The organism is Chondromyces apiculatus DSM 436 (genome assembly GCF_000601485.1).
GTDB lineage: Bacteria > Myxococcota_A > Polyangia > Polyangiales > Polyangiaceae > Chondromyces > Chondromyces apiculatus.
Map to the genome: position 1 here is coordinate 133243 of NZ_ASRX01000005.1, position 23491 is coordinate 156733.

Here is a 23491-nt window from a genome sequence, read left to right on the forward strand (position 1 = left end):
GTGCCCCGGTCATCTCCCCATGCTGAACAGCGTCATCGGCCGCCTGCGCCTCGTCGGCCTCATCGAGGGCGCCTCCTACCTCGTGCTCCTCGGCATCGCCATGCCGCTCAAGTACATCGCGAAGATCCCCGTGGCCGTGAAGGTCACCGGCTGGGCCCACGGCGTGCTCTTCGTGCTCTTCTGCCTGGCCCTCGCCCACGCCTTCTTCGTGGCGCGCTGGTCCATCTTCCGCGCCATCCTCGTGTTCCTTGCCGCCCTCGTCCCCTTCGGCACCTTCGCCATCGACGGCTGGCTGAAGAAGGAAGACGCGCGCCTGCGCGGGGCCGACGCCCCTCCGACGCCCGCCTCGGCCTGAGCACGACGCCGAGGCGTGGGCTGCGCTCTCCGCCTCCCCGCGCTGCTTCAGGCCATCGCGGAGTGCGCCGCCGTCACCAGCCGCCGCACCCGCGCCACGTCCACCGGGTTCTCGCAGCGGCCGTCTTCCTTGATGCTGGAGCCCACGATGATCCCGTCGGCGACCCCCAGGAATGCCGCGACGTTCTCCTCGGTCGCCCCGCTGCCGATGAGCAGCGGCAGGTCACCCGCGTGCGCCCGCGCCTCGCGCACCTTCCCGAGGTCCGGCGCGTCCCCGGTCATCCGCCCCGAGACGATGAGCCCATCTGCCCCGGAGAACCGCGTCCACTCGATGTGCGTGGCGAGGTCGATGCCCGGGAAGCGCACCGAGTGCTTCTTGTCCACGTCGGCCAGGATCTTGATGTTCTCGGCGTGCAGATCCTTGCGCCGCCGCATCAGATCCGCCGCGCACCCCTCGTCGATGGACCCGGCCTCCCAGATCCCGGCTCCCGTGAACATGCACACCCGGATGAAGCTCGCCCCCGCGGCCAGCGCCACCGCGAGCAGCGCCGTTCCCCCGTTGTGGACCAGGTTGATGCCGAGCGGCAGATCCACCGCCTGCCGCACCGCGCGCGCCACCACCGCGTGCACCGTGAGGCTCTCCGGGGGAAGGTGCGGCCCGGCCCGGAAGGGGATGTCCCACATGTTCTCGACGATGAGCCCATCGGCGCCCCCCTCCGCGAGCGCGCGGGCGTCGCGCACGGCGTGGTCGATGATGGTGTCCACCCCGTAGCCCGTGTACCCGGGCGCGCCAGGCAGCGGCCAGCAGTGCACCATGCCGATGATGGGCTTCGGCGTGCCGAAGAGGCTGGAGAGGTCCTTCAGGCGGAGCGCATCGAGGCGTGTCTTCCAGGCGGGTGTCATGGGGATCCTTCGTGGGATGCTGCGGGCGGTGCTGCGGGCGGTGCTGCGGGGGCGACCAGGCGGCGCACCGGATCGTCCTCGGGGGTACGGGTGGCGAGGAGCTTCTGCAGCGCGGCGCGGTCGGGGAGGGCGCCTGCCGCGCCAGGCCGGGTCGCGGCGAGCGCCCCTGCGGCGTTGCCGAGGCGGCCGGCGATCTCCGGCGGGGCGCCCTGGAGGAACGCCGCGAGGAAGGCGGCGACGTAAGCGTCCCCCGAGCCTGTCGTGTCGCGCGCCTCCACCACGAAGGGTGCGATTCGTGTCCGCGCCGGCCCGGGACCCGCGATCAGCGAGCCGCGCGCCCCGAGCTTGGCGGCGACGAGGGGCACGCCTGCCGCCGCGATGGCGGAGAGCGCCGCACCCAGGAGATCCGGCGCAGCGGACGTCGACGCAGCGGACGTCGACGCGGAAGCCGCGAGCGCGTGCTGCTCGGGCTCGTTGGCGAAGAGCAGCGCGAGCTGCTGCCCGAGGGCATGCACGCTCTCGGGCCGCGCCGCGAGCAAGGGCAGGCACAGGTCGAGCGAGACCCCGACCGCGCGCCGCCGGGCCTCGGCGATGAGGTCCAGCGTCACCTCGCGCTGGCGCCCTTCGAGCAGCGCGTGTCCCGCGACGTGCAGCCAGGAGACCTCGCGAAAGAGCGCATCGAGCGGTGGCGGCGCGAGACAGGCGTTCGCGCCCCGGTGGCTGAAGAAGGTGCGCTCCCCGCCTGGCGACACCGCCGCGAAGCAGAGGCCGGTGGCGACCGCCTCGTCCCGCTGCACGGCCCCGAGATCGACGCCTGCCGCCCGCGCCGCCTGCAGCGCCACCTCCGCGGCAGGATCGCTCCCCACCCGCCCGAGGAGCCGCGCCCGCGCGCCCAGGAGCGCGAGCGCGGTGGCCACGTTGGCGCCGGAGCCGCCGCTGTCCCAGGTGAGCCCGCGCAGCGGGTGATCCTCGCCCTCGCGGGGAAAGCGCGCGAGCGCCGCGCCGAGATCGGCGTTTGCGTCGCCGACCACGAGGATCACGCCTGCGGGTTGTTCCTGCCTGGTGCTCACGGGGTGCTGCCCGGCGCGATGGTAGTTGCCGCGCCTCCCGCTGGCGAGGTACTCGGGTCTTCTGGAGCACCGACCTGCCAGCTCCGGTGCTCCACGCGTTTGCGGCCTCACGCTGCCGGTCGTCGCAGACGTCGCAGATCCGCCCGGGACCCTGCCGAGACCACGCGTTTCCCGGCTGCTTCGTGGAAGACTCGTCGTCGTGATCCATGACTTGCGAGCGCGCGACACGGAGGCTCTCCCTGGGCTTCCGTCGGATGCGTCGCGCGCGTGGGCAACCGCCTGGCATCCCGTCGTCGGGCGAGCAGCGCGGCTCTTACCGCAAGGAGACGACCATGCATGAACGACTGGACCTGCTCTCACCCGAGGTGCGCGCGAACCCTTATCCCTACTACGCAGAGCTTCGCCGCTCCGCGCCGGTCTGCCAGGTCGATCCTGGCGGCATGTGGGCCGTGAGCCGTCACGACGACGTGGCGTTCGTCCTCAGGAACGCCGAGCTGTTCTCCTCGCAGGGCGTGCGCGCCTCGCTCAGCGCGCCCTGGCTCGAGCACAACCCCATCGCCGACTCCATGGTCGGCATGGATCCCCCGCTGCACACCAGGAACCGCGCCCTCGTGGCCCGCGCCTTCTCCACGCGCGTCGTGCCCCGGATGGAGGCCTTGATGCGCAGGGTGGCCCGGGAGTTCGTCGACGCCCTCACCCCCGGCCGGGAGCTCGACTTCTGCGCCGAGCTGGCGATCGCCATGCCCTCGGCCGTCATCGCCACCTTGCTGGGCCTCGACCCCTCGCTGCGCAGCCGCTTCCGGCACTGGGCGGACGACGTGGTGGTGATCCGCTCCGCCTCCACGCCGGAGCGCATCGAGAGCATCAAGACCACCGTCTCCGATCTCGACCGCTACCTGCGCGAGGTCCTCGCCGCCCGGCGCGTCGCGCCGCAGGACGACGTGGTGACCGATCTCCTCGCCGCCGAGCCGGGCGGCGCCGCGCTCACGGAGAGCGAGATCGTGAGCTTCCTCCACCTGCTCCTCATCGCCGGGCTGGAGACCACCACCCACCTGCTCTCCAACGGCCTGCGCCTCCTGATGGAGCGCCCTGCCCTGGAGGAGCGGCTGCGGCGCGACCTGTCGCTCGTGCCGGCCTTCGTCGAGGAGGTGCTGCGCTTCGAGGCGCCGACCCCCGCCGCCGGGCGGGTGACGCTGCACGAGGTGACCCTCGGCGGCGTGACGCTCCCCAGGGGAGCCCCCATCGCCGCGCTCATGGGCTCCGCCACCCGCGACGAGACCCGCTACCCGGACCCCGACGTCTTCGACATCGACAGGCCCCGGCAGCTCCTCCTCGCCTTCGGCAACGGCCCCCACGCCTGCCTGGGCGCCCCCGTGGTCCGCGCCGAGGGCCGCATCGCCTTCGAGGCCATCCTCTCCCTGCCGGGGCGCTTCGAGCGGGTGGATCGCCCCCTCGACTGGATCGCCTCCATGCTCGTGCGCGGCCCCCGGGAGCTCTGGGTCCGCTACGTGACCTGAGCCACGCGGGCTGCGTGGCCGCGGGAGCCCTTCACTTCCGTCAGCGCTTCTCGCTGTCGAGCGCGGTCATGTGCGCGGCCGGGTAGCGGGTGCCCACGACCGCGCCGCGCGGCGCGATCGCCTCGACCTCGGCGAGCTGCTCCGCGGTGAGCGGCTTCGCCGTGAGCGCTTCGTCGAGCTGCTGGATCGTGCGCATGCCGAGCGTCGGCACGAACTGCGGCTGCTTGCCGAGCACCCAGCCGATCGCGAGCTGACTCGGCGTGATGCCCCAGCGCTTCGCGAGGCCCTGGAGACCGGCGACGAGCCTGGCGTTCGCTTCGCCGTTCGCCCCGCTGAACCGCGGCAGGTGGGCGCGCGCGTCGCCGGGGCCGATGGGGCTGGCCGAGAGCAGCCCGCGCGACAGCACGCCGTACAGCGTCGCGCCGGCGCCCAGCTCCGCGAGCACCGGAAAGATCGCGTCCTCCGGATCACGGCTCGCGATCGAGTACTCGATCTGGAGATCGGCGATCGGATGGACCTTCGCCGCGCGCCGGATCGTCTCGGGACCGACCTCGGACAGCCCGATCGATCGCACGTAGCCGGCTTTCACCAGGTCGGCGATCGCGCCGATCGTGTCCTCGATCGGCACCGCCGGGTCCAGGCGCCCCGGGCGATACACGTCGACGTGATCCGTGCCGAGCCGGACCAGCGAGTACGCGAGGAAGTTCTTCACCGCCGCCGGTCGCGCGTCGATGCCGCCCATGCTGCTGTCGGGGCCGCGCAGCATGCCGAATTTCACCGAGAGCTGGACCTGGTCGCGGCGGCCGGCGATGGCCTTGCCGATGAGGAGCTCGTTATGACCCGACCCGTAGAAGTCGCCGGTATCGAGAAACGTCACGCCACGCTCGATCGCGGCGTGAATGACGGCGGTGCTCTGCGCGTCATCCGTCTTGCCGTAGGCGCCGGACATCCCCATGCAGCCGAGTGCGATCCTCATGGGTGCGGTCCTGGCCCTGGTGGATGACGTCGCGCCGGAGGCGAGGTGTTTGTCTTGCATGGTCTTGTTTCTACGATCGCGCGACCGCATGCGCTTGTCGGTTCTTGGCGCGACTTTCTCCGCCAAGAATGCACAAGCGCCAGCGCGCCCCGGGGAGCTATGCTGAGGCGATGGAGAGCCTCGTCGAGCTTCCCGTCTCGCTGCCGGGTCTCCGCGCGGTGCGCGGGACGACCTCGTCGCTGCATACGGGGGTGAAGGAACATCACGGCGTCGGGCGCATCGAGCGCGGCGATACCGAGTGGTGGGGTAGCGGCAGGGTCTGGCGCTCCGCGCCCGGCTGCATCCTGGTGAAGCAGCCAGGGGACGTGGTTCGCCACCTCGGCCACCGCGGACCGACGACGTTCACGGCCGTCATGCTGCCGACGCACGACGTCGCTCGGGTCCAGGCCGAAGGCAAGGCGGTGGCGCTCCCGCAGCTCGAAGCCAGCGACGAGCGCGCCGCGCCGTTTCACCGCCTCATCGATGCCGCGTGCGCAGGGGCCGACCGCCTCTCGCTCGAGGTCGCCGTCGCGGAAGCTGTCAGTGCGCTCGCGGTCATCAGCACCGCGCATCCTGACCATTCGCGTCCCGTCCGACGCGCGCTGGAGTACATCCGCGAGCGGCTCGGCGACGCAATCACGCTCGACGATCTCGCGGACCACGCCGACCTCGACAAGTTCCACCTGTGCCGCGCCTTTCGCGCGCAGGTTGGCATGCCACCGCATGCGTATCTGACGCACCTCCGCATCGCTCGCGCGAAGGAGCTGCTCCGCCGCGGCGTGCGCGCGTCCGACCTGGCGCCCCTCGTTGGCCTCTACGACCAGGCGCAGCTCACGCGCCATTTCCGGCGGCTCGTCGGGACGACGCCAGCCCGCTACGGGAAATCTCCGCGCCCGTACGCTTCAGGAAGGCGCCCGGTGTGAGCCCGACGAACTCCCGGAAGTCGGCGATGAGGTGCGACTGGTCGTAGTAGCCCGCGTCTGCGGCGATGCGTACCCAGTCCTTCGAGGTCGCCGCCATCCGCACGGCACGCTGCAGGCGAACGGCCCGCGCGAAATCCTTCGGCGGGACGCCGACGCTCTCCGTGAAGGCGCGGCGAAGGTGCCGCGCCGTGACGCCAAGCCGCTCCGCCACGCTCTCCACCCGGACCTCGTCTCCTTCGAGCAAGTGAACCGCGCGACGAGCGAGGCGTGCCGATGCCGGTTCGAAGGTCTGGTGGGTACGAAGGGCGATCGCGCGAGAGACTCGGTCGAGCACCTCCGGCACGCTTCGCGCCGCGAGGAGTTCGAGGCAGAGGTCGCCACCCGAACGGCCCCAGATGTCTTCCAGCGGGACGATCCGGTCCGTCAGCGTGTGCGCTGCCACGCCCAGGAGCGGTGCCGACCAGCCTGGCTTGAACTGAAGAATGACCGCCCGCGCGACGCCGGTTGTGTTTTTGAACAGCGCCCGCGTGCGCGGGCCCGCGACGCACAGATCCCCTCTCCGACCCTCCTCGATCACCCGGAAGACAAGGGTCGTTCTTCCGTCGGGCAGCCGTTCGTGACACGCGCGTCCAGTGACCGGCACGAGAGCGTGAACATCCTCGACGAAGCGGGAGAGCGAGAACGTCGCGTCGGCAGAGTCCATCGTGCGCGGCATCCTCGTAACTTCGCGCGTCCACCGCGGCCGTTCAAGCCGGCGCGGAAGGAAGGATGAAATGTCCGGTTCTTCCAATCCGGGGCCGGAGGCGGGAGGTACGAAGGCGGCAGAGGTACCGCATGAGCAACAGAGAGTTTTCAGACCACGTCGTCATGAGCAAACCGACTCCCGCAGCCGACACCCCCCGCGCACCAACGCCGGTCCTCTCGGTCAGCCCGGTCGTGCTGCCAGCCCCTGGCCGCGCCGTCGATCTCCAGGTGCGCGTCTCCGCGCCCGTGACGCCCATGACCGGAAGCGCGCTGCCCATCCTCTTGCTCTCGCACGGCCACGGCCCCTCCAACCACCTCTCCTCGTTGAACGGCTACGCCCCACTCGCCAGCTACTGGGCGGCACACGGCTTCGTCGTCATCCAACCGACGCATCTCGACTCGAAGACGCTCCCCTTCAGGAGCTCCGATCACCCCGATGCGCCTCTGTTCTGGCGGGCGCGGGCCGAGGACATGAAGCGCATCCTCGACCAGCTCGACGCGATCGAGGACGCCGTCGCCGGGCTCGCCGGGCGCCTGGATCGAAGCAAGGTGGCCGTCGTCGGGCACTCGATGGGCGGGCACACGGCGAGCGTGCTGCTCGGCGCGCGGCACAAGGATCCCCACGATGGCACGGAAGTGAGCCTCGCTGAGCCCCGGATCAAGGCGGGCGTGCTGCTCGCCGCGCCCGGCAGAGGCGACACCCTCAGCAAGCTCGCAGCCGAGAAATACCCCTTCTTCTCGACCATCGACTTCTCCACGATGACGACACCCGCGCTGGTGGTCGCCGGCGACAAGGACGACTCTCCCCACCTGACGGTCGCCGGCGCCGACTGGCACGCCGATCCCTATTTCCTCTCCCCAGGCCCCAAGTCCCTGCTCACCCTGTTCGACGCAGGGCACGGGCTGGGCGGCGTCTCGGGATACGACGTCGCCGAGACCACCGACGAGAACCCCGAGCGCGTGGCTGCCGTCCAGCTTCTCACCTGGGCCTACCTCCGCACCGCGCTCTACCCCGGAGACTCCGCCTGGCAGAAAGCGCAAGACGCACTGACCGGCGTGGCCAACCCGCTCGGACGGGTCGCGACCAGGGAAGCGAAGGAGGCCCCCCTGGTGACGCGGGCGGGCTGACCCGATGCGCGGGTTTCGGCTGGATTGTAGGGGGCTTCGCCGGAGGCGTCGCGGCCGGCACTGGCAACGCGGCGCCCCTCACCCCCGGGGCCGTGACCGGCAGCGGCCGCCGCGGAACCCTGCCGCCTGCCTCCAGCCGTGGAACAGGGTCCGTCGGTGGCCGACGGGTGTTGTTCCGGCGCGAGGCGCGTCCTGGTGGGAGACTTACCGGCGTTGTTCCGGGGCGGGACAGTGTCAGCGGAAGGCTTACAGGCGTTGTTCCCGGGAACAAGGCCGGTGAGTCGGAGGCCGACCAAGGTTGTTCCTGGGAAACGCCTCCGTGAGCGCAGACCGACCAAGGTTGTTCCGGGCTGAAACCACGCCGGTGGGAGACTTACCAAGGTTGTTCCGGGCTGGAACCACGCCGGTGAGAGACCGACCAAGGTTGTTCCCAGGAACAAGGCCGGTAAGTCGGAGGCCGACCAAGGTTGTTCCTGGGAACAGGCTGGGTGGGCGGAGACTTACCGGCCTTGTTCCAGGACGGGACAGCGCCGGTAGGCGACCGACGGGCGTTGTTCCAGGCCAGCACGGGGGCTGAGGGGTCGGCGCAGGGTGGGTGAAGGGCCGGGAAGCGAGGAGAGGGTAGGGAAGGGCGGGGGAGCCTGGGTGGGAGGAAGGGGGATGTCTGGCAGGTTCAGCGCACCGGGAGGCCCTTCTCCACGCGCCGGAAGGTGCGGGCGAAGGACGGCGCGTCGGCCAGGGTGCGTTCAAGCAGGGCGGCGTCGGCGTCGGTGAGCACGGCCGAGGCTTCCCAGAGGTCCTCGAAGAGGAGCTGCGTCGCGCCGATGGCGAGGGAAGGGAAGCCGCCCTCCGCGACCTCCCCGGCGCCGACCACGAGCATGCGGGACCAGAGGTCGCGCATGGCCCGGGTGTACGCGGTCTCCATGGGCCGCCCCTGCAGGCCGGCCGCCTCGCGGAGCTGCTTGGTGGCCTGGGGAGAGTCGTCCTCCAGGAGCTGGAGCAGGGTCTGTGAGTCGCGCGAGAGGCCGAGGCGGAGGTCGTGGTCGGCGCGCAGGGTGGCGAGCATGGCGCGGAAGACGTCGCGCGAGAAGAAGGTGGCCCGGCCGCCGTGCCACTTCGCGTACACGACCTGCCGCGAGGTCGCGAGCTGCTCGCGCAGGTGCCACAGGGCGACCACGCGCGGGTCGGCGCCGTCGTCCCAGGCCCAGCGCATCTCGCTGCGCGGGTGGAGCGCGTGCCACAGGGAGAGCGGCTCGCGCCGGTTCTGGAGGGGGTAGACGAGGAGGACCCCGTGCCGCTCGATCGCCGCGAGGGCGCGCTTCATCTCGGTCATCGTACGGGGAGCTTACCCCCGCGATCGCGGCGTGGCGCCTGGCGCTGGGGTCTCTTCATCGAGCGCCGCCCCGAGCCGAGCGCGCAGCGCTGCGTTCTCGCGCTCCAGGGCTTCGAGCTTCGCGAGCATGGGGCGGGACATGGCCCGCACCTCGTCCTCCGTGAACCGCGGGGTGATGTGCTGCGGGCAGTTCCAGTCGAAGCCCTCGACGCGCAGGACGAAGACGCGCTCGGCCGGGGCCTCGCCCGCCACCCGCGCGAACAGGTCGGGGGCCTCCGCGCGGGTGAGGGTCTTCGCTCGGGCGAGGACCTTGAGGCGCGCCCGGTGGGGGTAGTCGACGAAGATGAGCGCGACGCGATCCTCTTCGGTGACGTTGCCGACCGAGATGTACTGCCGGTTGCCGCGGAAGTCGGCGAACGCGAGGGTGTGCGCGTCGAGCACGTGCACGAAGCCCTTCGGACCGCCACGGTGCTGGATATAGGGCCAGCCGGAGGCCCCGATGCTGGCCATGTAGAAGCTGTCGCGCTCGGCGAGGAACTGCGCCTCGTCCTCGCCGAGCGTGTCCGGGGTGCCGCCACCCCCGTCGAGGCGCGCATAGGCGCGGCGGCTTCCCATCCGCTCCTGTGCGGCCTTCACTGCAGGCGTGAACGCGATCTCGGAGAAACGGCCCATGGCGACCTCGGTGCGCGCAGCGCGCGTGGTGGTGCACGACGGCCATCGCCGCCGCCCGAAGAAGTCTGCGTCTCGGGAGGCGTGGAGAGAATGCCCGCTTGTTGCAGGCCAGTGTTGCGTGGGATGAAAGAATCATGGATCGGCTCGACGCTCTCCGCGCCTTCGTCCTGGCTGCCGAACGCGGGAGCCTGTCGGCCGCCGCGCAGTCCCTCGGTCGCTCACCGGCGTCGGTCACGCGCGCGATCGACGCCATCGAGGCGCGGCTCGGAGCGCCCGTCCTCCGGCGGACGACGCGCTCGTTGAAGCTCACGGAGGCCGGGGAGCGCTACCTCGCCATCGCGCGGCACGTGCTGGCGGAGCTCGACGAGGCAGAGCGGGCCACCACCGCGGTGACGAGCGAGCCTCGCGGTCTCCTCGCCGTGACCGCGCCGATCGCCTTCGGATCGCTCCACGTCCGGCCCATCCTCGACGACTTCCTCGCAGCCCACGAGGACGTGCAGGCGCGCTTCCTCCTCCTGGACCGTACCGTCAGCTTGATCGAGGAAGGCGTCGACGTCGCGGTGCGCATCGGCCATCTCCCCGACTCGGCCCTCATCGCCACGGCGGTGGGGAGCGTGCGGCGCCTGGTGATCGCGAGCCCGGAGTACCTCGCCCGCCACGGGCGCCCGAAGGCACCGAAGGATCTCGCCACTCACCGCTGCATTGCCTCCACAGGGCTCACCCCCCACGACTCGTGGAGCTTCGGCGCCCGCGGGCCCGGAAGGCGCGTACGGGTGCATCCGCGCCTCAGCGTCAACGTGGTGGACGCCGCCATTCGCTCTGCCGTGAGCGGCATCGGCGTCACCTGCGCGCTCTCGTACCAGGTCGCCGAGCACCTCGCGAGCGGGGCGCTCGTGCGGCTCCTCCCGGCCTTCGAACCGCCGCCCGTGCCGGTGCACCTCCTCTACCCCGCGTCGAGCGCCCGGACGGCGAAGGTGCGTGCGTTCGTCGCGTTCGCTGCGCCGCGGCTGCGCGCCGTGCTCGCCTCGTCGAAGAGCGGGGCGCCGGTGGAGGGCACGAAGGCCGCGCGAACGCGTGGCGCGTCGGCCTGAGGTGCTCTGCAAGTGTCGAGGGGGCGGAGCGGCGGTGTCGTGGAGGCCGACCCCGGCGGGGGATCAGGGCTGGGAGGTGTAGACGCTCGGCACGCAGAGGCCGAGCTGCGTGTCGCAGCCGGTGAAGCCGAGGAGCTTGCAGTCGATCCGGTCCATGCGGCCGCCGTTGCAGACCATGACGCTGTCGCCGTCGCAGCCGAGCGAGGCGCCGGTGCCGGGCTCGCAGGCCGCGTCGAGGCCGCAGAAGGCGCCGAAGGAGGCGGTCTGGCAGGTGAAGCCCTGCCCGAGGGTGGCGCAGTCGAGGTTGTGCTCGAAGCCGTTCACGCACGTGCGCAGGTTCTCGCCGTCGCAGGCGATGCCCTCGTCGAAGTTGACGGAGACCGTGCTCCCCGTCAGGGCGTCGCAGGCGGGGCCGTTGCCGATGCAGCCCACGTCGCCGAAGGAGGTGTCGCCGCAGGTGAGGCCGAGCGAGGCACACGCGGGGCCGCTGGCCTCGACGCCCAGACACGCGCGCGGGGTGCCGTCGACGCAGCTCGCGACGTAGGTGCTGTAGTCGCACGTGGCGCCGACCGGCTCGGTGACGCAGCCGCCGGCTTCGAGCGAGCACGTCTTGCCGATGGCCCCGCAGTCGTGCTGGAAGTGGAGGCTGTCGTCACACGCCTCGTAGACGTTGCCGTCGCACGAGGTGGCGCAGGGGCCCGTGAGGTCGACGGTGACGCCGAGGCACTCGGTGACGCCCTCGCAGCCGTTCGTCTTCGCCTCCAGGCAGCCGAGCTTCTCACGGAACAGGGTGTCGATCTCGTCGCCGCCGCGGCCCGTGTAGAACTGCTCCAGCCAGCGGTTGATGCCGTCGTCGGGGAGGCAGCTCCCGACCAGCACGGCGGCGCGCAGCGCGGCCTCGGGATCCAGGGGGCCCTGCGTCGTGCCGCCGCCCTCTCCGCCGCTGCCGCCGGTGCCGGCGCCGCCAGCACCACCCGCGCCTCCGCTGGCGCCACTGCCGCCGCTGCCGGTGGGGTTCTCGGTGGTGTCTCCGTCACAGCCGGCAGCGGCCGGGACGAGGGCGAGGGCGAGGATGGAAGCGAAGGCGAAAGGGAAGAGTGCGCGCATGGTGAGCTGTCTCCTGGGAAGGTCCCCCCCGCCTCTACCTGAAAGGCGGCGGTGTGTCTGCCCATGCGCAAGGGTCGGCCGCGGGGTTATCTCCTGGACGTCAGGGCGCGCCGAGGCACGCGAGGCACGCGAGGCACGTCGGGGAACCCCGGCGCTACGTCGTGGGGGAACGTGGGCGCACGTGCTCGGTGCGGACCTCGTGGCGAAGGGGCTCGCCCCGCGCGAAGGCGTCGACGCTGTCGAGGGTGGTGCTGGCGATGGCGCCGAGCGCCTCGCGGGTGAGGAAGCCCTGGTGGGAGGTGACGAGCACGTTGGGGAAGGTGAGGAGCCTGGCCAGCACGTCGTCCTTGAGGACGCGGTTGGAGAGGTCCTGGAAGAAGACGCCCTCTTCTTCCTCGTAGACGTCGAGGCCCGCGCCGCCGAGGTCGCCGATCTTGAGGGCGTCGATGAGGGCCCGGCTGTCGATGAGCGCGCCGCGGCCGGTGTTGATGAGCAGCGCGCCGCGCTTCATCTGCGAGAGCGCGGCGGCGTCGACGAGGTGGTGGGTCTTCGGGGTGAGCGGCACGTGGAGCGAGACGATGTCGGCCTCGCGGTAGAGGGCGTCGAGGGGTACGTAGGTGAGGCCGAGCGCGGCTTCGAGGTGCGCGTTCGGGCGGAGGTCGTGGCCGAGGAGGCGGCAGCCGAAGCCGTGGAAGATGCGGGCGGCGACGGCGCCGATGGTGCCCGTGCCGACGAGGCCCACGGTCTTGCCGTGGAGGTCGAAGCCGACCAGGCCTTCGAGGGAGAAGTTCCACTCGCGCACCCTGGCGTAGGCGCGGTGGATCTTGCGGTTCAGGCTGAGGACGAGGGCCACGGCGTGCTCGGCGACGGCGTGGGGCGAGTAGGCGGGGACGCGCACCACGGCGAGCCCGAGCCGCGCGGCGGCGTCGAGGTCGACGTGGTTGAAGCCCGCGGAGCGCAGGGCGACGAGGCGGACGCCGCCCGCGTGCAGGGCCTCCAGGGTGGGCGCGTCGAGCACGTCGTTCACGAAGGAGCAGACGGAGGTGAAGCCCGAGGCCAGGGCGGCCGTGGCGCGGGTGAGGCGGGGCTCGAAGAAGACCAGCTCGTGGCCGCGGCCCTGGTTGGCCTGGGTGAGCGCGTCACGGTCGTACTGGTGGGTGTCGAAGATGGCGAGGCGCATGGCTCCTCATTCCGCCGCCGGATTTCGCTGGCGATCCGCTCACCAGCGCCCCGGCGTCCGCGCCGGACCGTGCCGGACCGCCCCCGATCCGTCAACCGCGGCGGCCCATCCGGGAGGGCGGGCGTGGGTCCGGGTGCGCGAGGGGGAGCTGACGCAGCACGCGTTGGCGCGCTGACCAACTGGCTTCGATCGGGCGAAATCTCCTCATCAAGGCCGGCGCCGAACCGCTACTCTGAGAGAACCCGAGATCGAGGCGCGCAGCCGGGTCCAAGCTCGGCGGGCGCACCACGTCGTCCCGGAATCCGAGGGGGTCTTCGATGAACGGTCGAGCATCCGGAGGTGAAGCAGGGCCTCCAGAGACGCGGGAGCAGAGCGGGATCCGGGGACGCGTGCTGCGCATCGGGCCGCACACGGTGAAGCTGGAGCCGCCCGATCTGTTCGGGATGGTGCTCGATGGCCTCCTCCTGCCCGAGCACGTGGAGGAGACCTACGTCTACCAGCGCATCCTCGCCGCCGACAGCGGGCGGGTGCTCCTGCTCATCGATCTGGCGCAGGCGATGGGTCTGCCGGCGGAGACGCGGCGGATGATGAAGAACGCCGGGGACCTGCCCTACCGGGGCATCGCGATCCACGGCGCGAACTTCAAGAAGCGGGTGCTCGGCAACATGGCGGTGATGGCGATGAACCTCCTCACCGGGAACCAGGAGTGCCCGGTGCGCTTCTTCGCGACCGAGGCCGAGGCGCGGCGCTGGATCATCGTGCGCCGGGCGGTGCTCGTGCAGGCGCGCAGCCGGGTGGCGACGCCGCGCTGAGCGTGATCGTCGAAACCCTCGATGGAGGATCCAGATGACCGAGTACCTGGTTGTCTTTCAGCCACTCTGCATCAATGGCGCAGGCAAGAAAGCCATTCTCAAGCACGGATACCCGCCCTTCGTCGATGGATCTTGTCGCCGCGAGCCCGACCTCCAGTCGGATTTCCCATCCATCTCTGCGCTGTGTCGGCGCGGGAAGTTCGCCCCGCGGCTCAAGGAGGGGGACCGGGTTGCATACCTCACGGTGAAGCGGGCCTGGGACGACTCTTCTTCGCGTCACTGGCGCCTCGTTGCATGGCTGGAAGTCCATGAGGCATTCGAGGATCACCGCAAAGCAGCGGCCTGGTACAAGAAGAATGACCTGGTGCTCCCCCGCAATTGCATGGCTCCGGACAACCCGCCGCTTCCACTCGATCACACGATAAACACCGTCCCCAAGAATGAGCGTTCACCCGTCAGCGGAAAGCTGCGCGGCAACGCGCGTGTCGTCACACCTGACGGACCGCTCCGCAGAACCAGCAAACACTCGATCCAGCGCACGGCTGCAGGGGATGCATTGAAGGTGTGGGACCAGTTCTACAAGGACAGGGCGGACGAGCACGGGAACTTTCTCGCGTGCAAGTTGCTCTGGAAAGAACTCCATGAGCCGCCGAGAGTCACCGAGGAAGATTTCAGGGAGGTCTTTGAACATGTCCCGGGTCTGCAAAACCCTGGTGCTTACGAGAAAGGCGAGGTGACCAAGCTGGTGGAGCGCATCCGCTCAGCATGCGTGGGGCGTCCTGCACGACGCACTTTGCGCAGCTCCACCGGCAGGGAGTGACGTTGTGGTATGTCTCGTCGGGAGCTTCGGCCTGCCATGATCAAGCAAAGCAAGTTCCTGAGCCTCGTGTTGCGCCACCAACCGAAGGCGCATGGCCTGAGCCTCGACGAGCACGGCTGGGCTCCCCTCGATGAGGTGATCGCCGCCGCGAACCGGGCGGGCCTCGCGCTCACCCGGGAGCTGGTCGCGGAGATCGTCGCCACGAGCGACAAGAAGCGCTTCGCCCTCAGCGAGGATGGTGTCTCCATCCGGGCGCAGCAGGGGCACTCGGTCGAGGTCGATCTGGAGCTCGTCGCCCTCGCGCCCCCTGCGCTCCTCTACCATGGGACGGCGGCGCGCTTTCTGGCGTCCATCCGGGAGCAGGGGCTCCTGCGCCAGTCGCGCAACCACGTGCACCTGTCGGCAGACGTGGAGACGGCCACCAAGGTGGGGGGGCGCCACGGCAAGCCCGTGGTGCTCACCGTGCGCAGCGAGGACATGGCCCGGGATGGGCACTCGTTCTACCGCTCGGGGAACGGCGTGTGGCTCGTCGAGGCCGTGCCGGTGGCGTACCTGACGTTCCCCTAGAGGTCTGGTGTCGGGTGAACGCGCGCAGGCCGCCTGCTCCGGGCGCGTCTGACTTCAGCCCTGGCTGTCGTCGTCTCGACCCGCGAGTTCCAGCGCTGCGCGCTTGGCGGCGAGGAAGTGCTGCGCCTGCTCCTGGGTCACGCAGAGGCTCACCGGGTAATGCGCGTCCTTCGGGACGAGCAGCTTCAGTGAGAGCAGCGCCATGTTGATGACCACCCGCGCCTGGAAGCTCGCCCCGTAGAGCGCCACGGCCCGCACCCTCCAGCCGCGCCCCGTGGGTTCAGGGCGGCGCGGTTTCCGGAGCTGCGGGCAGGTCCACGCGATGGTCCCATGGATCGGGCATGCCCGACACCCCGCACGAACCCCGGCTCGCCCTGACGCGCTGACGCGGTGGTGCGCCGCTGGAGTTGACCCGCGTCACTGCTCTGGTAGCGGTGGCTGCATGACCAAGATGACGGAGTTCCTCGAACGCAGACTGGCGCGGCGCTTTCGCACCTACGACGACGATCGCAACGGCTTCCTGGAGCGAGGTGATTTCGAGGCCTCGGCGGCGCGCATGGCCGAGGAGTTCGGGCACGGGCCCGAGTCTCCCGCCCGGCAAAAGCTGGTCGCGCTCGGCCTGGGGCTGTGGGAGCACCTGGTGAAGGTCGCCGACAAAGACGCCGATGGGCGCATCGGCCTGGCCGAGTACAAGGCTGCGTTCGCGGCAGGCCTGCTCGAGACCCCGGAGTCGTTCGAGCAGGGCTACGTCCCTTTCCTCGATGCGATCATGGAGATCGTCGATCAGGATCACGACGGAAAGCTCACCGTCACCGACGAGATCCGCTGGACGAAGGCGATGATGCACCTGCCCGAGCACGATGCTCGGGAGACCTTCCGCCGCATCGACAAGGACGGCGACGGGTTCATCACGGTGAGCGATCTGCTCGAGGCCATCCGCGGGTACTACTTCGACGAGTCGCCGGACTCCCCCGGCCACTGGCTGCTCGGGCCCCTCGATTCATGAGGTGTGGTGTCGGGGGGCATCCCCTCGGGCGCGCCGGCGCCGAGCGCGTCTGGCTTCACGCCTGGCTGTCGTCGTCTCGACCTGCGCGTCTTCGTTCTGCGCGTGTCTCGGCGAGAAATGGCCGTCCCTCCTCCTGGGTCGCGCAGAAGGTCACCGGGGAATGCCCCTCCTTGGGGATGAACAGCCGGGGCGTGAGCAGCGCCATGTTGATGACCAGCCGCGCCTGGAAGCTCGCCCCGTAGATCGCCACGGCCTGCGCCGGCAGGCGCCCCAGGTCGCTGATTGAGGTGAATCTCTCAGCGTCCGAGCGGGACGGGGCAGCGCGATCCGGCAATGACGGAAACCTCGGCAGGTGCGGGCCTCTCGTCACGTGCGAGGCGTGGTACTGCACACGGCCGGCACCGGTCTGGAGGACCCATGAAGAATTTTGCGAGCACCGACGGCTTGATGAAAGAGCTCCGCAGCCTCTGCAGCGCGCTGCCTGGCGCGGAGGAGTACACGATGGTCCACCATCCGGCCTTCCGTGTCGGGAAGAAGCCGTTCCTGATCGCGGGGATGATGGAGCACGAGCACAACACGCCCACCCTCTCCGTGAACCTCGGCCACATGACGCAGGGGGATCTCCTCGCCGAGCCGCGCTTCACGAAGACCCCTTACATCGGGCAGCACGGCTGGGTGACGCTCCGCCGCAAGGACGCCGCGGCGGAGGAGATCGCGCAGCTCGTGGAGGAGAGCTGGCGGCGCATCGCCTCGAAGAAGCTGCGCGCCGAGCACGACGCGCGCTCGGGCGGGGGAGCCGTGGCGGCGAAGCCCGGTGCCGGGAAGTCCTCCACGAAGCAGGCTGCGACGAAGAAAGCGGCCGCAGGGAAGAGCGCGAGGAAGCAGGCTGCTGCGGGGAAGGGCGCCACGAAGACGTCGGTGGCCAGGAAATCCCGCTGATCGGCGGAACGGGCGCTCCGGCAGCGTGATAACCTCGCATGGCCTCGCACCTGTCGCGTGGTCATGTCTGGAGGTGTGCTGTGAAGCGTAAGTCGTTGCTTCTCTTGGGGGGCTTGGTGGGCGTGCTCGGGGTCAGCCTTGCCACCGCGTCGGGGTGCTCAGGGGACTCCAGCAGCTCGGGTGACACGGAGGGCGCGGGCGCGGCGGGCCAGGGGGGGACTGGCGCGGCAGGGCAGGGCGGAGACCTGGGGCTCACCACGTCCTCCAGCGGCACGGGCATCGATCCCGAGGAGGCGTGCGCAGCGCAGTCCGCCGAGGCGACGCTGGTGAAGAGGCCGGTGGACGTGATCTTCATCATCGACAACTCCGGCAGCATGGGGAACGAGATCGAGTCGGTGCAGAACAACATCAACGACAACTTCGCCGCGATCATCGGGGCCGAAGGCGTCGATTACCGGGTGATCATGCTCAGCGAGCATGGCGCCGTGGGAGACGAGTCGATCTGCGTCTCCATGCCGCTCAGCAGCACGGCCTGCGATCCGGTGCCGGACCAGCCCGGGAACAACGATCCGGTCTTCTTCCACTACAGCACGCCCATCGCGAGCCACGATTCGCTCTGCCGGGCGCTCCGGAGCTACTCGGGGACCGTCGCCGATCAGTACGGCTACGCGCCGGGCGGGTGGTCGGAGTGGCTGCGGCAGGATTCGCTGAAGGTGTTCGTGGAGATCACCGACGACGGCGTGAGCTGCAATGCGAACATCAACGGGAACACCGTGCAGCTCAACGACAATGACAACGAGGCTGGGGGGATCACCGCCGCCGAGCGCTTCGACACGGCGCTGCTCGGGCTCTCACCGGAGCACTTCGGGACCGTCGACCAGCGGAACTACGTGTTCTACAGCATCGTGGGGCTCGCCGAGAACGACCCCATGGATGCGCCCTACGCCCCGGCCGATCCGATGGTGCTGGGTCAGTGCAACACGGCGGTGGCCCCCGGCTCTGCCTACCAGGCCCTGAGCCGCACGACCGGCGGGCTGCGGTTCCCGCTCTGCCAGACCGCGTCGTACAACGTGGTCTTCCAGGCCATCGCGGAGGGGGTCATCCAGGGGGCGACGCTGGCGTGCGACTTCGCGGTGCCGGAGGCGCCCGTGGGCGAGACCATCGATCTCGCCACCGTCGAGGTCCAGTACACGCCGAGCGCGGGAGACGCCCAGGTCTTCACCCAGGTGGGCTCCGCGGCGGAGTGCGCGGCAGGGTCGTTCTACATCGAGGCGGAGACGACCATCCACCTCTGCCCCGACGCATGCACCGTGGTGCAAGCCGACGCCGCCGCGAAGATCGACGTGCTCTTCGCGTGCACCATCACGCCCGACTGAGCGGGCTCCAGGCCAGGACAGGGGGGACACCAGACGCGCTCGCGCTTTCACGGGAGCGTGCTGCGATGCGCCCGCGCGCGTGAATGATCCGGGCACGCCGCGCACCCATCGGTGCATGAGCGCTCGAATGCCTGCAGGTCGATCGTCGCGCCCTCTCATTCACACGGCAGGGGCTCGCGCCACCGCCCCCCGCCGAGCAAAGCTCGTCGGGGCCCCCCACGCCGCGATCCACCCGCAGTTTCCAGAGCGCTTTGCCGCTTCGGGCCTGACGCCCGTCGCCTCGGGAAGCGGACAATGTCCCCGGCCGTATGTATCAGGGGTGCCGCTGTGGTTGTGGCGCTCGGTTTCACGGTGGCGGGCGGGCCGTACGTGAGCTCGGGGGGCGACACCGGAGGCGGTGGGGTCGGCGGTGGACCTGGTGGGCTCGGGGGCGGGATGGGTGTTGGGGGCGCTGGCGCAGGGGGCATGGGCACCGGCGGCGGCATGGGTGTTGGCGGTGCAGGTGCAGGCGCCGGAAGGGAACCACCTCTGGAGCGAAGGCTTCGCGCCCGTGACGGCGGGGTACATCCGCCGGCCGGGCGACATCCCCGTGAGCGCCGACGGGGAGATCGCGGTGCTGTATTGCGCGGGGCGCTTCGTCGCCATCGGGCCCGGGTTCGAGGCTGGACCCGATCGCCTCAAGCGGCTCGATACCTCCGGCAATGCGCTGTGGGATCTGGGCAGCGGGTCGGTCCACGGCAATGGCGGCAGCGCGGCTTTCGATGGCGCCGGGAACATCCTCTCGCCGTCCCCAGGTTCGAGTTCTGCCCTCCCGTGGGAGCGTTCTGCAAGCGCATCTTGCTCATCAAGAAGATCAGCCCCGCCGGGGGCATCGTCTGGAGCAAGAAGATCAGCGGGTCGTATCCCTTCAACCACGAGAGCGGGGGGCTCGCGGGGGGGGCTCGCGGGGGGGCTCGCGGTCGATGCGTCCGATCACGTCTTCATCTCCGGGTGGTTCGCGGAGCCGATGAACCTCGGCCTGGGGATGCTGCCGGCAGGGCCGTTCCTCGCGAGGTTCACTCCGGGTGGCGCGCCGGTGTGGGTGCAGAGCATGCCGCAGCGGTCCCGGCGCCTCGCCGTGGTCGCCACCTTCGCGCCGTGAATGCGGGTAGCGAGGGCAGCGAGTGCAGCGAGGGACACGAGGGACACGAGGGACACGAGGGACGCGGCAGGAGCCTTCCCGAACTGGCGACCGGCGACCGGCGACGGGCGACCGGCGACCGGCGCTTCAGCTCGTGAGGGGGGAGGCGCCCGGCAGGGGCCCGAGCGCTGCCCGACGCCTCGCGATCCACCGCTCTGCCTCTCCCTTGGTGGCGCAGAACTCGACGGGCATGTCCATGGAGGGGATGAACAGCTTGAGGGTGTTCAGCAGCATCTTGATGAGCACCCGGGCCATGAAGCCGCCGCCGTGGATGACGAAGCCGCGGAAGGGGACGCCGAGCGCGGCCTGGATGGTCTTCCGCGCCTCCACGGGGATGCCTCCCACCGTGGAGGCGTCGATCATGACGAGCACCCGGCCGCATTGCTCACCGACTTGCCGGTAAAGCTCCACGGAGAGTTCGCTCTCTTCGGCGGACAGGTCTCCTTGCAGCTTGACCCGCACCAGGTCGGGAGACTCCACCTCGTACACATGATGCCCGATGTTCACGGCTGCACGGGAGTACATCACACCGCCTGGCGTCCGGACACTGGGCAAAATGTCGCGAGCGTCAGGTCTCGGGCGCCGAGCCGCCGCGTCGTCGACTCAGGTCCGTGCCTTGTGCCTGACGCCGCCCGGCAAGTGCTCCGCGCGCTTCGTCGCAATGCGTAGCCGTGCCTCCGTCTCCGTGGCGCAGAAGTAGACCGGGTGATCGCCGCCCTCCAGGCGGAGGAGCTTCTGCGCGAGCAGGGCCATGCTGATGAGCAGCCGCGCCTGGAAGCTCGCCCCGTAGATGGCCACGCACCGCAGGGAAAGGCCCTCCAGGGAACGCATTGTCTTGCGCGTGGCCGAGGACAGTTCTCCGAGCTTCGAGACGTCCGCGAGGATGAACACGTAGCCCACCCGGGTCACGACCTCTCGCTCGAGATCGAACATCTGCCGCGCTTCCTGGGGCGAGAGCGGGCCGTGGAGCGAGAACTTCAGGAGGTCGTGCGCTTCCAGCGTGACCAGGTGCGCACCGACCCTGAACTCTGTCTTGCCGTCCTGATCCATGCCGACGCCTCATCCAGGGGGTCACCCGAGGGTCTCGCGGGCGACCTTCCCTCATGCGCCGTTCTACCCGCGGAGGTGACGCACTCCGCGTGAATTCGGCGCGGCTCCGTGCAGAGATCGCCCTGGGGGGCGCATGCACCGGCGGGCTCATGCGCGGTGCTCTCGCCCCCTGATCCGCGCGCCGTGCTCTGCGACGCTTCGATCCCCTCACCAGGCGATCACTGCGGTGGTGGATTCACCGCGTCATCCCAGAGATCGGGGGCGCCGAAGACTTCCAGTGCGAACCCCTCGTCGCCGCGGAAATCGAGCGGCTGCACCTCGGCCACGCAGGCCGTGTCCACCGGGGCTTTCACGTCTGCAAGGAAGCTGCGGAACAGGGTGAAGCCACACGAGGTGTGGGGCGGCGCCACGGTCGGCGTCCCGGCCAGAGACCCGTGCACCCCCCGATCGAGCGGCACGAACGTCTGCGCGGGGCCCTGGTAGTGCCCGGCGATCTCCTGGGCGATGTCGATGGAGGAGATGGGATCGAGCGTGCCGTTCATCATCAGGATGGGCACGGAGGTCGACGGATACCTGTCGGTGTAGTCGTCACGCGCGTAGCGCGGCCACACGTCGAAGAGCGACCGGTAGAAGGGGCCGATGTCGTACGAGAACAGCGCCGCCGCCTGCATCGCTTCGAGTTCCTCCTGCGAGGGTGGCTTCGCCTGGACCATCTCCGAGAGGATGATGTGCGTGCCCAGGGCGCGGGAGCGGAGCTTGCCATCCACCGGCCGCGAGGGCGCGCTGCCGCCGCCGCCGTCCATGTAGGCGAGGAAGGCCTCGTAGGCCGCCACGTCTCCCAGCTCGCAGCGCAGGCCCCGGTAGATCAGCGCGGGGATGAGGGGGCGCAGGGTGAAGCTCTCCAGCATCTCCGCGAAGCGGGAGCGCGCGCCCTCGCGGTCCATGCCCAGGTCCACCAGCGCGGGGCAGGCGTCCGCCTCCAGGTCGGCGAGCAGGTCGGAGAGGCGCGCCGCGGGATCGGGGCCGAGCTTTCCTGCGCAGAAGGGATCGGCCGCGCAGCGCGCCAGCACCTCCCGGCCCACCCGGTCGTTGCGCGCGTCGCGCGTCACGTGCGAGCAGAGCGAGGTCTGGCACATGCTGTCGAGCGTCACGGAGGTGGGCTGGGTCGGGAAGAGCTGGAGGTAGCGCTGGGCCCAGAGCGATCCGTAGGATTCGCCGAAGACGTGGACCTCCTGCCCCGCGGTGCGGGTGCCCTCGATGGCGGCGCCGAGATCCCGGGCGGCGCTGGTGATGTTGAACTCCAGTAGCTGGTCACCGAGGCGCTTCTGCAGGTCCTCGCCGCACGCCTTCCAGTCGTCGACGGTCCTCGGCCGCTTCTCCGGCTCTCCCGGGCACGAGAGCCGCATCGAACGACCCGTGCCGCGGTGATCCGGCATGTAGATGTCGAGCGTCGGGTCGAGGTCCGCGAGCCGCTTCGCGACGACCTCGTAGGTGGTGCCCGCGTTGCCAGGGCCGCCGGCCAGCAGCCAGAGCTGGCGTCGCTTCGCTGCCGTTCCCACGAGCCGCTTCACGAACAGGGTGAAGGTCTTGCCGTCGCGGTCGCGGTGGCTCACCGGCAGCGAGATCTCGGCGCACTCCGCGCCGGAGCCCGTGCCTTCGGAGTCGACGGGGCAGGGCTGCCAGGTGACGGGCGCGAGGGGGCCCGAAAGCTCCGGCTCGGGCTCCGCCTCCTTGCTGCACGTGCAGCACATGGAAGACACCACGGCGCCGAGGACCCCTGCGAACCACCGTGCCTGACCCTGCTTCATGCGACAGCTAGCGGGAAACCCCCCCGGGATGTCAAGGCAGCGCGCCAGGATCGAAGGGGCCTGGATCAGCATGCGTGGTGCGCATCAGACTGGCCGGATCCAGGCCCGGACGAGCCCCTGCAGCGGTTCAGTCCACGATCGCGCCGCAGGAGATGTTGACCTCGGTGGCGGTCAGGGTGCGCGCGAGATCCGAGGCCACGAACGCGGCCACGTTGCCCACGTCGGCGAGGGTCGCTGCCCGCTTCAGCAGGGTGCCTTGCTCGATGCCGCTGGCGATCGTGGCCTTCTCCGAGAAGCTGTCGGGGATCGACTCCGGCACGCCGCCCGTCTTCAAGGTGACCACCCGGATGCCGTGCTCGCCAAGCTCGCAGGCCCACTGGCGGCGGAGGCCCTCGACCGCATCGAGCGAGATCTTGAACCCGCCCAGCCCGGGCAGGGTCTGCGGCCCGCCGCCGCCGAAGGCCAGGATCACGCCGGAGCGGCGCTGGATCATGTGCCGCGCGGCCGCGCGCGTGGTCAGGAACTGCGTCCGCATGGCGCTGTTGATCGGCTGGAGGAAGTGGTCGAGGGAGATGGTCATCAGCGGCTCCTGCACGTCGTGGTAGCCGATGACGTTGAACGAGACGTCGAGGTGGCCGGCCTTCTCCGCCACGCCGTCGACGTACCTGTCGACCTGGCGCTCGTCGAGCGCGTCGACGACAGCCGCCTCCGCCACGCCACCCTGGTCCCGGATCTCCTCGACGAGCCTGTCGAGCTTCGCCCGGGTGCGCCCCGCGACGAAGACCCTGGCCCCCTCGCGCGCGAAGGCGCGGGCCACGGCGCCACCGATCTGACCCCCGGCGCCGTGGATGACGGCGATCTTGTTCTCCAGCAACATCTGCGCTCCCTCTGCCACG

General features: G+C 70.3%; 26 protein-coding genes. 12 read left to right on the top strand and 14 right to left on the bottom strand.

Going from position 1 to position 23491, the window contains the following annotated elements:
- The first annotated feature begins 19 nt into the window (after positions 1-19).
- Positions 20-355 (top strand): DUF3817 domain-containing protein, encoded by a 336-nt coding sequence (locus CAP_RS03650; RefSeq protein WP_044236107.1) that lies wholly within the window; start codon positions 20-22, stop codon positions 353-355.
- Positions 356-402: 47 nt separating this feature from the next.
- Here CAP_RS03650 and CAP_RS03655 read toward each other — a convergent pair whose 3' ends face one another.
- A complete protein-coding gene (locus CAP_RS03655) occupies positions 403-1257 on the bottom strand; it encodes a BtpA/SgcQ family protein (RefSeq protein ID WP_044236108.1) in 855 nt (284 codons plus the stop codon).
- A complete protein-coding gene (locus CAP_RS03660) occupies positions 1254-2327 on the bottom strand; it encodes a carbohydrate kinase family protein (RefSeq protein ID WP_197040980.1) in 1074 nt (357 codons plus the stop codon). Before CAP_RS03660 ends, CAP_RS03655 begins: the two co-directional genes overlap by 4 nt.
- A 332-nt stretch (positions 2328-2659) precedes the next feature.
- Between CAP_RS03660 and CAP_RS03665 the strand changes: the two genes are divergently transcribed.
- Positions 2660-3844, top strand: a complete 1185-nt coding sequence (locus CAP_RS03665) for a cytochrome P450 (protein WP_044236373.1) — start codon at positions 2660-2662, stop codon at positions 3842-3844.
- Positions 3845-3884: 40 nt separating this feature from the next.
- Here CAP_RS03665 and CAP_RS03670 read toward each other — a convergent pair whose 3' ends face one another.
- Complete coding sequence (locus CAP_RS03670; protein WP_197041004.1) at positions 3885-4820, bottom strand: aldo/keto reductase; 936 nt, start codon at positions 4818-4820, stop codon at positions 3885-3887.
- Between the two features lie 170 nt (positions 4821-4990).
- Between CAP_RS03670 and CAP_RS03675 the strand changes: the two genes are divergently transcribed.
- Positions 4991-5782: a helix-turn-helix transcriptional regulator gene (locus CAP_RS03675; protein WP_044236111.1), complete on the top strand. Its 792-nt coding sequence runs from the start codon at positions 4991-4993 to the stop codon at positions 5780-5782.
- Here CAP_RS03675 and CAP_RS03680 read toward each other — a convergent pair.
- Positions 5691-6485 carry a helix-turn-helix domain-containing protein gene (locus CAP_RS03680; RefSeq protein ID WP_044236112.1) on the bottom strand — a complete coding sequence of 265 codons (795 nt, stop codon included), beginning with the start codon at positions 6483-6485 and terminating at the stop codon, positions 5691-5693. The genes CAP_RS03675 and CAP_RS03680 overlap by 92 nt on opposite strands.
- A 164-nt stretch (positions 6486-6649) precedes the next feature.
- On the opposite strand from CAP_RS03680, the gene CAP_RS03685 reads away from it, so the two are divergent.
- Positions 6650-7654: an alpha/beta hydrolase family protein gene (locus CAP_RS03685; protein ID WP_044236375.1), complete on the top strand. Its 1005-nt coding sequence runs from the start codon at positions 6650-6652 to the stop codon at positions 7652-7654.
- A 673-nt stretch (positions 7655-8327) separates the two neighbouring features.
- On the opposite strand, the gene CAP_RS03690 is transcribed toward CAP_RS03685, so the two are convergent.
- Both CAP_RS03690 and CAP_RS03695 read right to left on the bottom strand, forming a co-directional pair.
- Positions 8328-8987, bottom strand: a complete 660-nt coding sequence (locus CAP_RS03690; RefSeq protein ID WP_044236114.1) for an AlkZ-related protein — start codon at positions 8985-8987, stop codon at positions 8328-8330.
- 12 nt (positions 8988-8999) lie between these two features.
- A complete protein-coding gene (locus CAP_RS03695; RefSeq protein WP_044236116.1) occupies positions 9000-9659 on the bottom strand; it encodes a pyridoxamine 5'-phosphate oxidase family protein in 660 nt (219 codons plus the stop codon).
- 134 nt (positions 9660-9793) lie between these two features.
- Here CAP_RS03695 and CAP_RS03700 point away from each other — a divergent pair, with 134 nt between their 5' ends.
- Positions 9794-10750 carry a LysR family transcriptional regulator gene (locus CAP_RS03700; protein WP_044236117.1) on the top strand — a complete coding sequence of 319 codons (957 nt, stop codon included), beginning with the start codon at positions 9794-9796 and terminating at the stop codon, positions 10748-10750.
- A 63-nt stretch (positions 10751-10813) separates the two neighbouring features.
- On the opposite strand, the gene CAP_RS03705 is transcribed toward CAP_RS03700, so the two are convergent.
- Both CAP_RS03705 and CAP_RS03710 read right to left on the bottom strand, forming a co-directional pair.
- Positions 10814-11857: a hypothetical protein gene (locus CAP_RS03705; protein WP_044236119.1), complete on the bottom strand. Its 1044-nt coding sequence runs from the start codon at positions 11855-11857 to the stop codon at positions 10814-10816.
- 154 nt (positions 11858-12011) lie between these two features.
- On the bottom strand, positions 12012-13037 hold the full coding sequence (locus CAP_RS03710) for a 2-hydroxyacid dehydrogenase (RefSeq protein ID WP_044236120.1): 1026 nt from the start codon (positions 13035-13037) through the stop codon (positions 12012-12014).
- Positions 13038-13354: 317 nt separating this feature from the next.
- Between CAP_RS03710 and CAP_RS03715 the strand changes: the two genes are divergently transcribed.
- The 3 genes from CAP_RS03715 to CAP_RS03725 are packed head-to-tail and all read left to right on the top strand — an operon-like array spanning position 13355 to position 15236.
- On the top strand, positions 13355-13849 hold the full coding sequence (locus CAP_RS03715) for a hypothetical protein (RefSeq protein ID WP_156040466.1): 495 nt from the start codon (positions 13355-13357) through the stop codon (positions 13847-13849).
- Positions 13850-13883: 34 nt separating this feature from the next.
- Entirely contained in the window at positions 13884-14669 is a 786-nt protein-coding gene (locus CAP_RS03720; protein ID WP_044236122.1) for a hypothetical protein, read from the top strand.
- A gap of 36 nt (positions 14670-14705) precedes the next feature.
- Positions 14706-15236, top strand: coding sequence for an RNA 2'-phosphotransferase (locus CAP_RS03725; protein WP_197040981.1), 531 nt, complete (start codon positions 14706-14708; stop codon positions 15234-15236).
- A 54-nt stretch (positions 15237-15290) separates the two neighbouring features.
- Here CAP_RS03725 and CAP_RS03730 read toward each other — a convergent pair whose 3' ends face one another.
- The gene (locus tag CAP_RS03730) at positions 15291-15485 is read right to left on the bottom strand and encodes a hypothetical protein (RefSeq protein ID WP_044236125.1); all 195 of its coding nucleotides are present in this window, start codon (positions 15483-15485) and stop codon (positions 15291-15293) included.
- Positions 15486-15678: 193 nt separating this feature from the next.
- Here CAP_RS03730 and CAP_RS03735 point away from each other — a divergent pair, with 193 nt between their 5' ends.
- Entirely contained in the window at positions 15679-16242 is a 564-nt protein-coding gene (locus tag CAP_RS03735) for an EF-hand domain-containing protein (protein ID WP_044236127.1), read from the top strand.
- A 55-nt stretch (positions 16243-16297) separates the two neighbouring features.
- On the opposite strand, the gene CAP_RS03740 is transcribed toward CAP_RS03735, so the two are convergent.
- Positions 16298-16492: a hypothetical protein gene (locus tag CAP_RS03740; protein WP_156040467.1), complete on the bottom strand. Its 195-nt coding sequence runs from the start codon at positions 16490-16492 to the stop codon at positions 16298-16300.
- A gap of 167 nt (positions 16493-16659) precedes the next feature.
- Between CAP_RS03740 and CAP_RS43675 the strand changes: the two genes are divergently transcribed.
- From CAP_RS43675 to CAP_RS03755, 3 genes are all read left to right on the top strand, one after another.
- On the top strand, positions 16660-17181 hold the full coding sequence (locus CAP_RS43675) for an MmcQ/YjbR family DNA-binding protein (RefSeq protein WP_052374093.1): 522 nt from the start codon (positions 16660-16662) through the stop codon (positions 17179-17181).
- Positions 17182-17285: 104 nt separating this feature from the next.
- Positions 17286-18557 (top strand): hypothetical protein, encoded by a 1272-nt coding sequence (locus CAP_RS03750; RefSeq protein WP_197040982.1) that lies wholly within the window; start codon positions 17286-17288, stop codon positions 18555-18557.
- A 487-nt stretch (positions 18558-19044) separates the two neighbouring features.
- Complete coding sequence (locus CAP_RS03755) at positions 19045-19698, top strand: hypothetical protein (RefSeq protein WP_156040469.1); 654 nt, start codon at positions 19045-19047, stop codon at positions 19696-19698.
- Between the two features lie 126 nt (positions 19699-19824).
- Here CAP_RS03755 and CAP_RS03760 read toward each other — a convergent pair whose 3' ends face one another.
- From CAP_RS03760 to CAP_RS03775, 4 genes are all read right to left on the bottom strand, one after another.
- On the bottom strand, positions 19825-20244 hold the full coding sequence (locus CAP_RS03760; protein ID WP_197040983.1) for a hypothetical protein: 420 nt from the start codon (positions 20242-20244) through the stop codon (positions 19825-19827).
- A gap of 96 nt (positions 20245-20340) precedes the next feature.
- On the bottom strand, positions 20341-20787 hold the full coding sequence (locus tag CAP_RS03765) for a hypothetical protein (RefSeq protein WP_044236135.1): 447 nt from the start codon (positions 20785-20787) through the stop codon (positions 20341-20343).
- Positions 20788-21005: 218 nt separating this feature from the next.
- Positions 21006-22595 (bottom strand): alpha/beta fold hydrolase, encoded by a 1590-nt coding sequence (locus CAP_RS03770; RefSeq protein WP_197040984.1) that lies wholly within the window; start codon positions 22593-22595, stop codon positions 21006-21008.
- A gap of 127 nt (positions 22596-22722) precedes the next feature.
- Positions 22723-23472 carry an SDR family NAD(P)-dependent oxidoreductase gene (locus tag CAP_RS03775; RefSeq protein WP_044236139.1) on the bottom strand — a complete coding sequence of 250 codons (750 nt, stop codon included), beginning with the start codon at positions 23470-23472 and terminating at the stop codon, positions 22723-22725.
- Positions 23473-23491 lie beyond the last annotated feature (19 nt).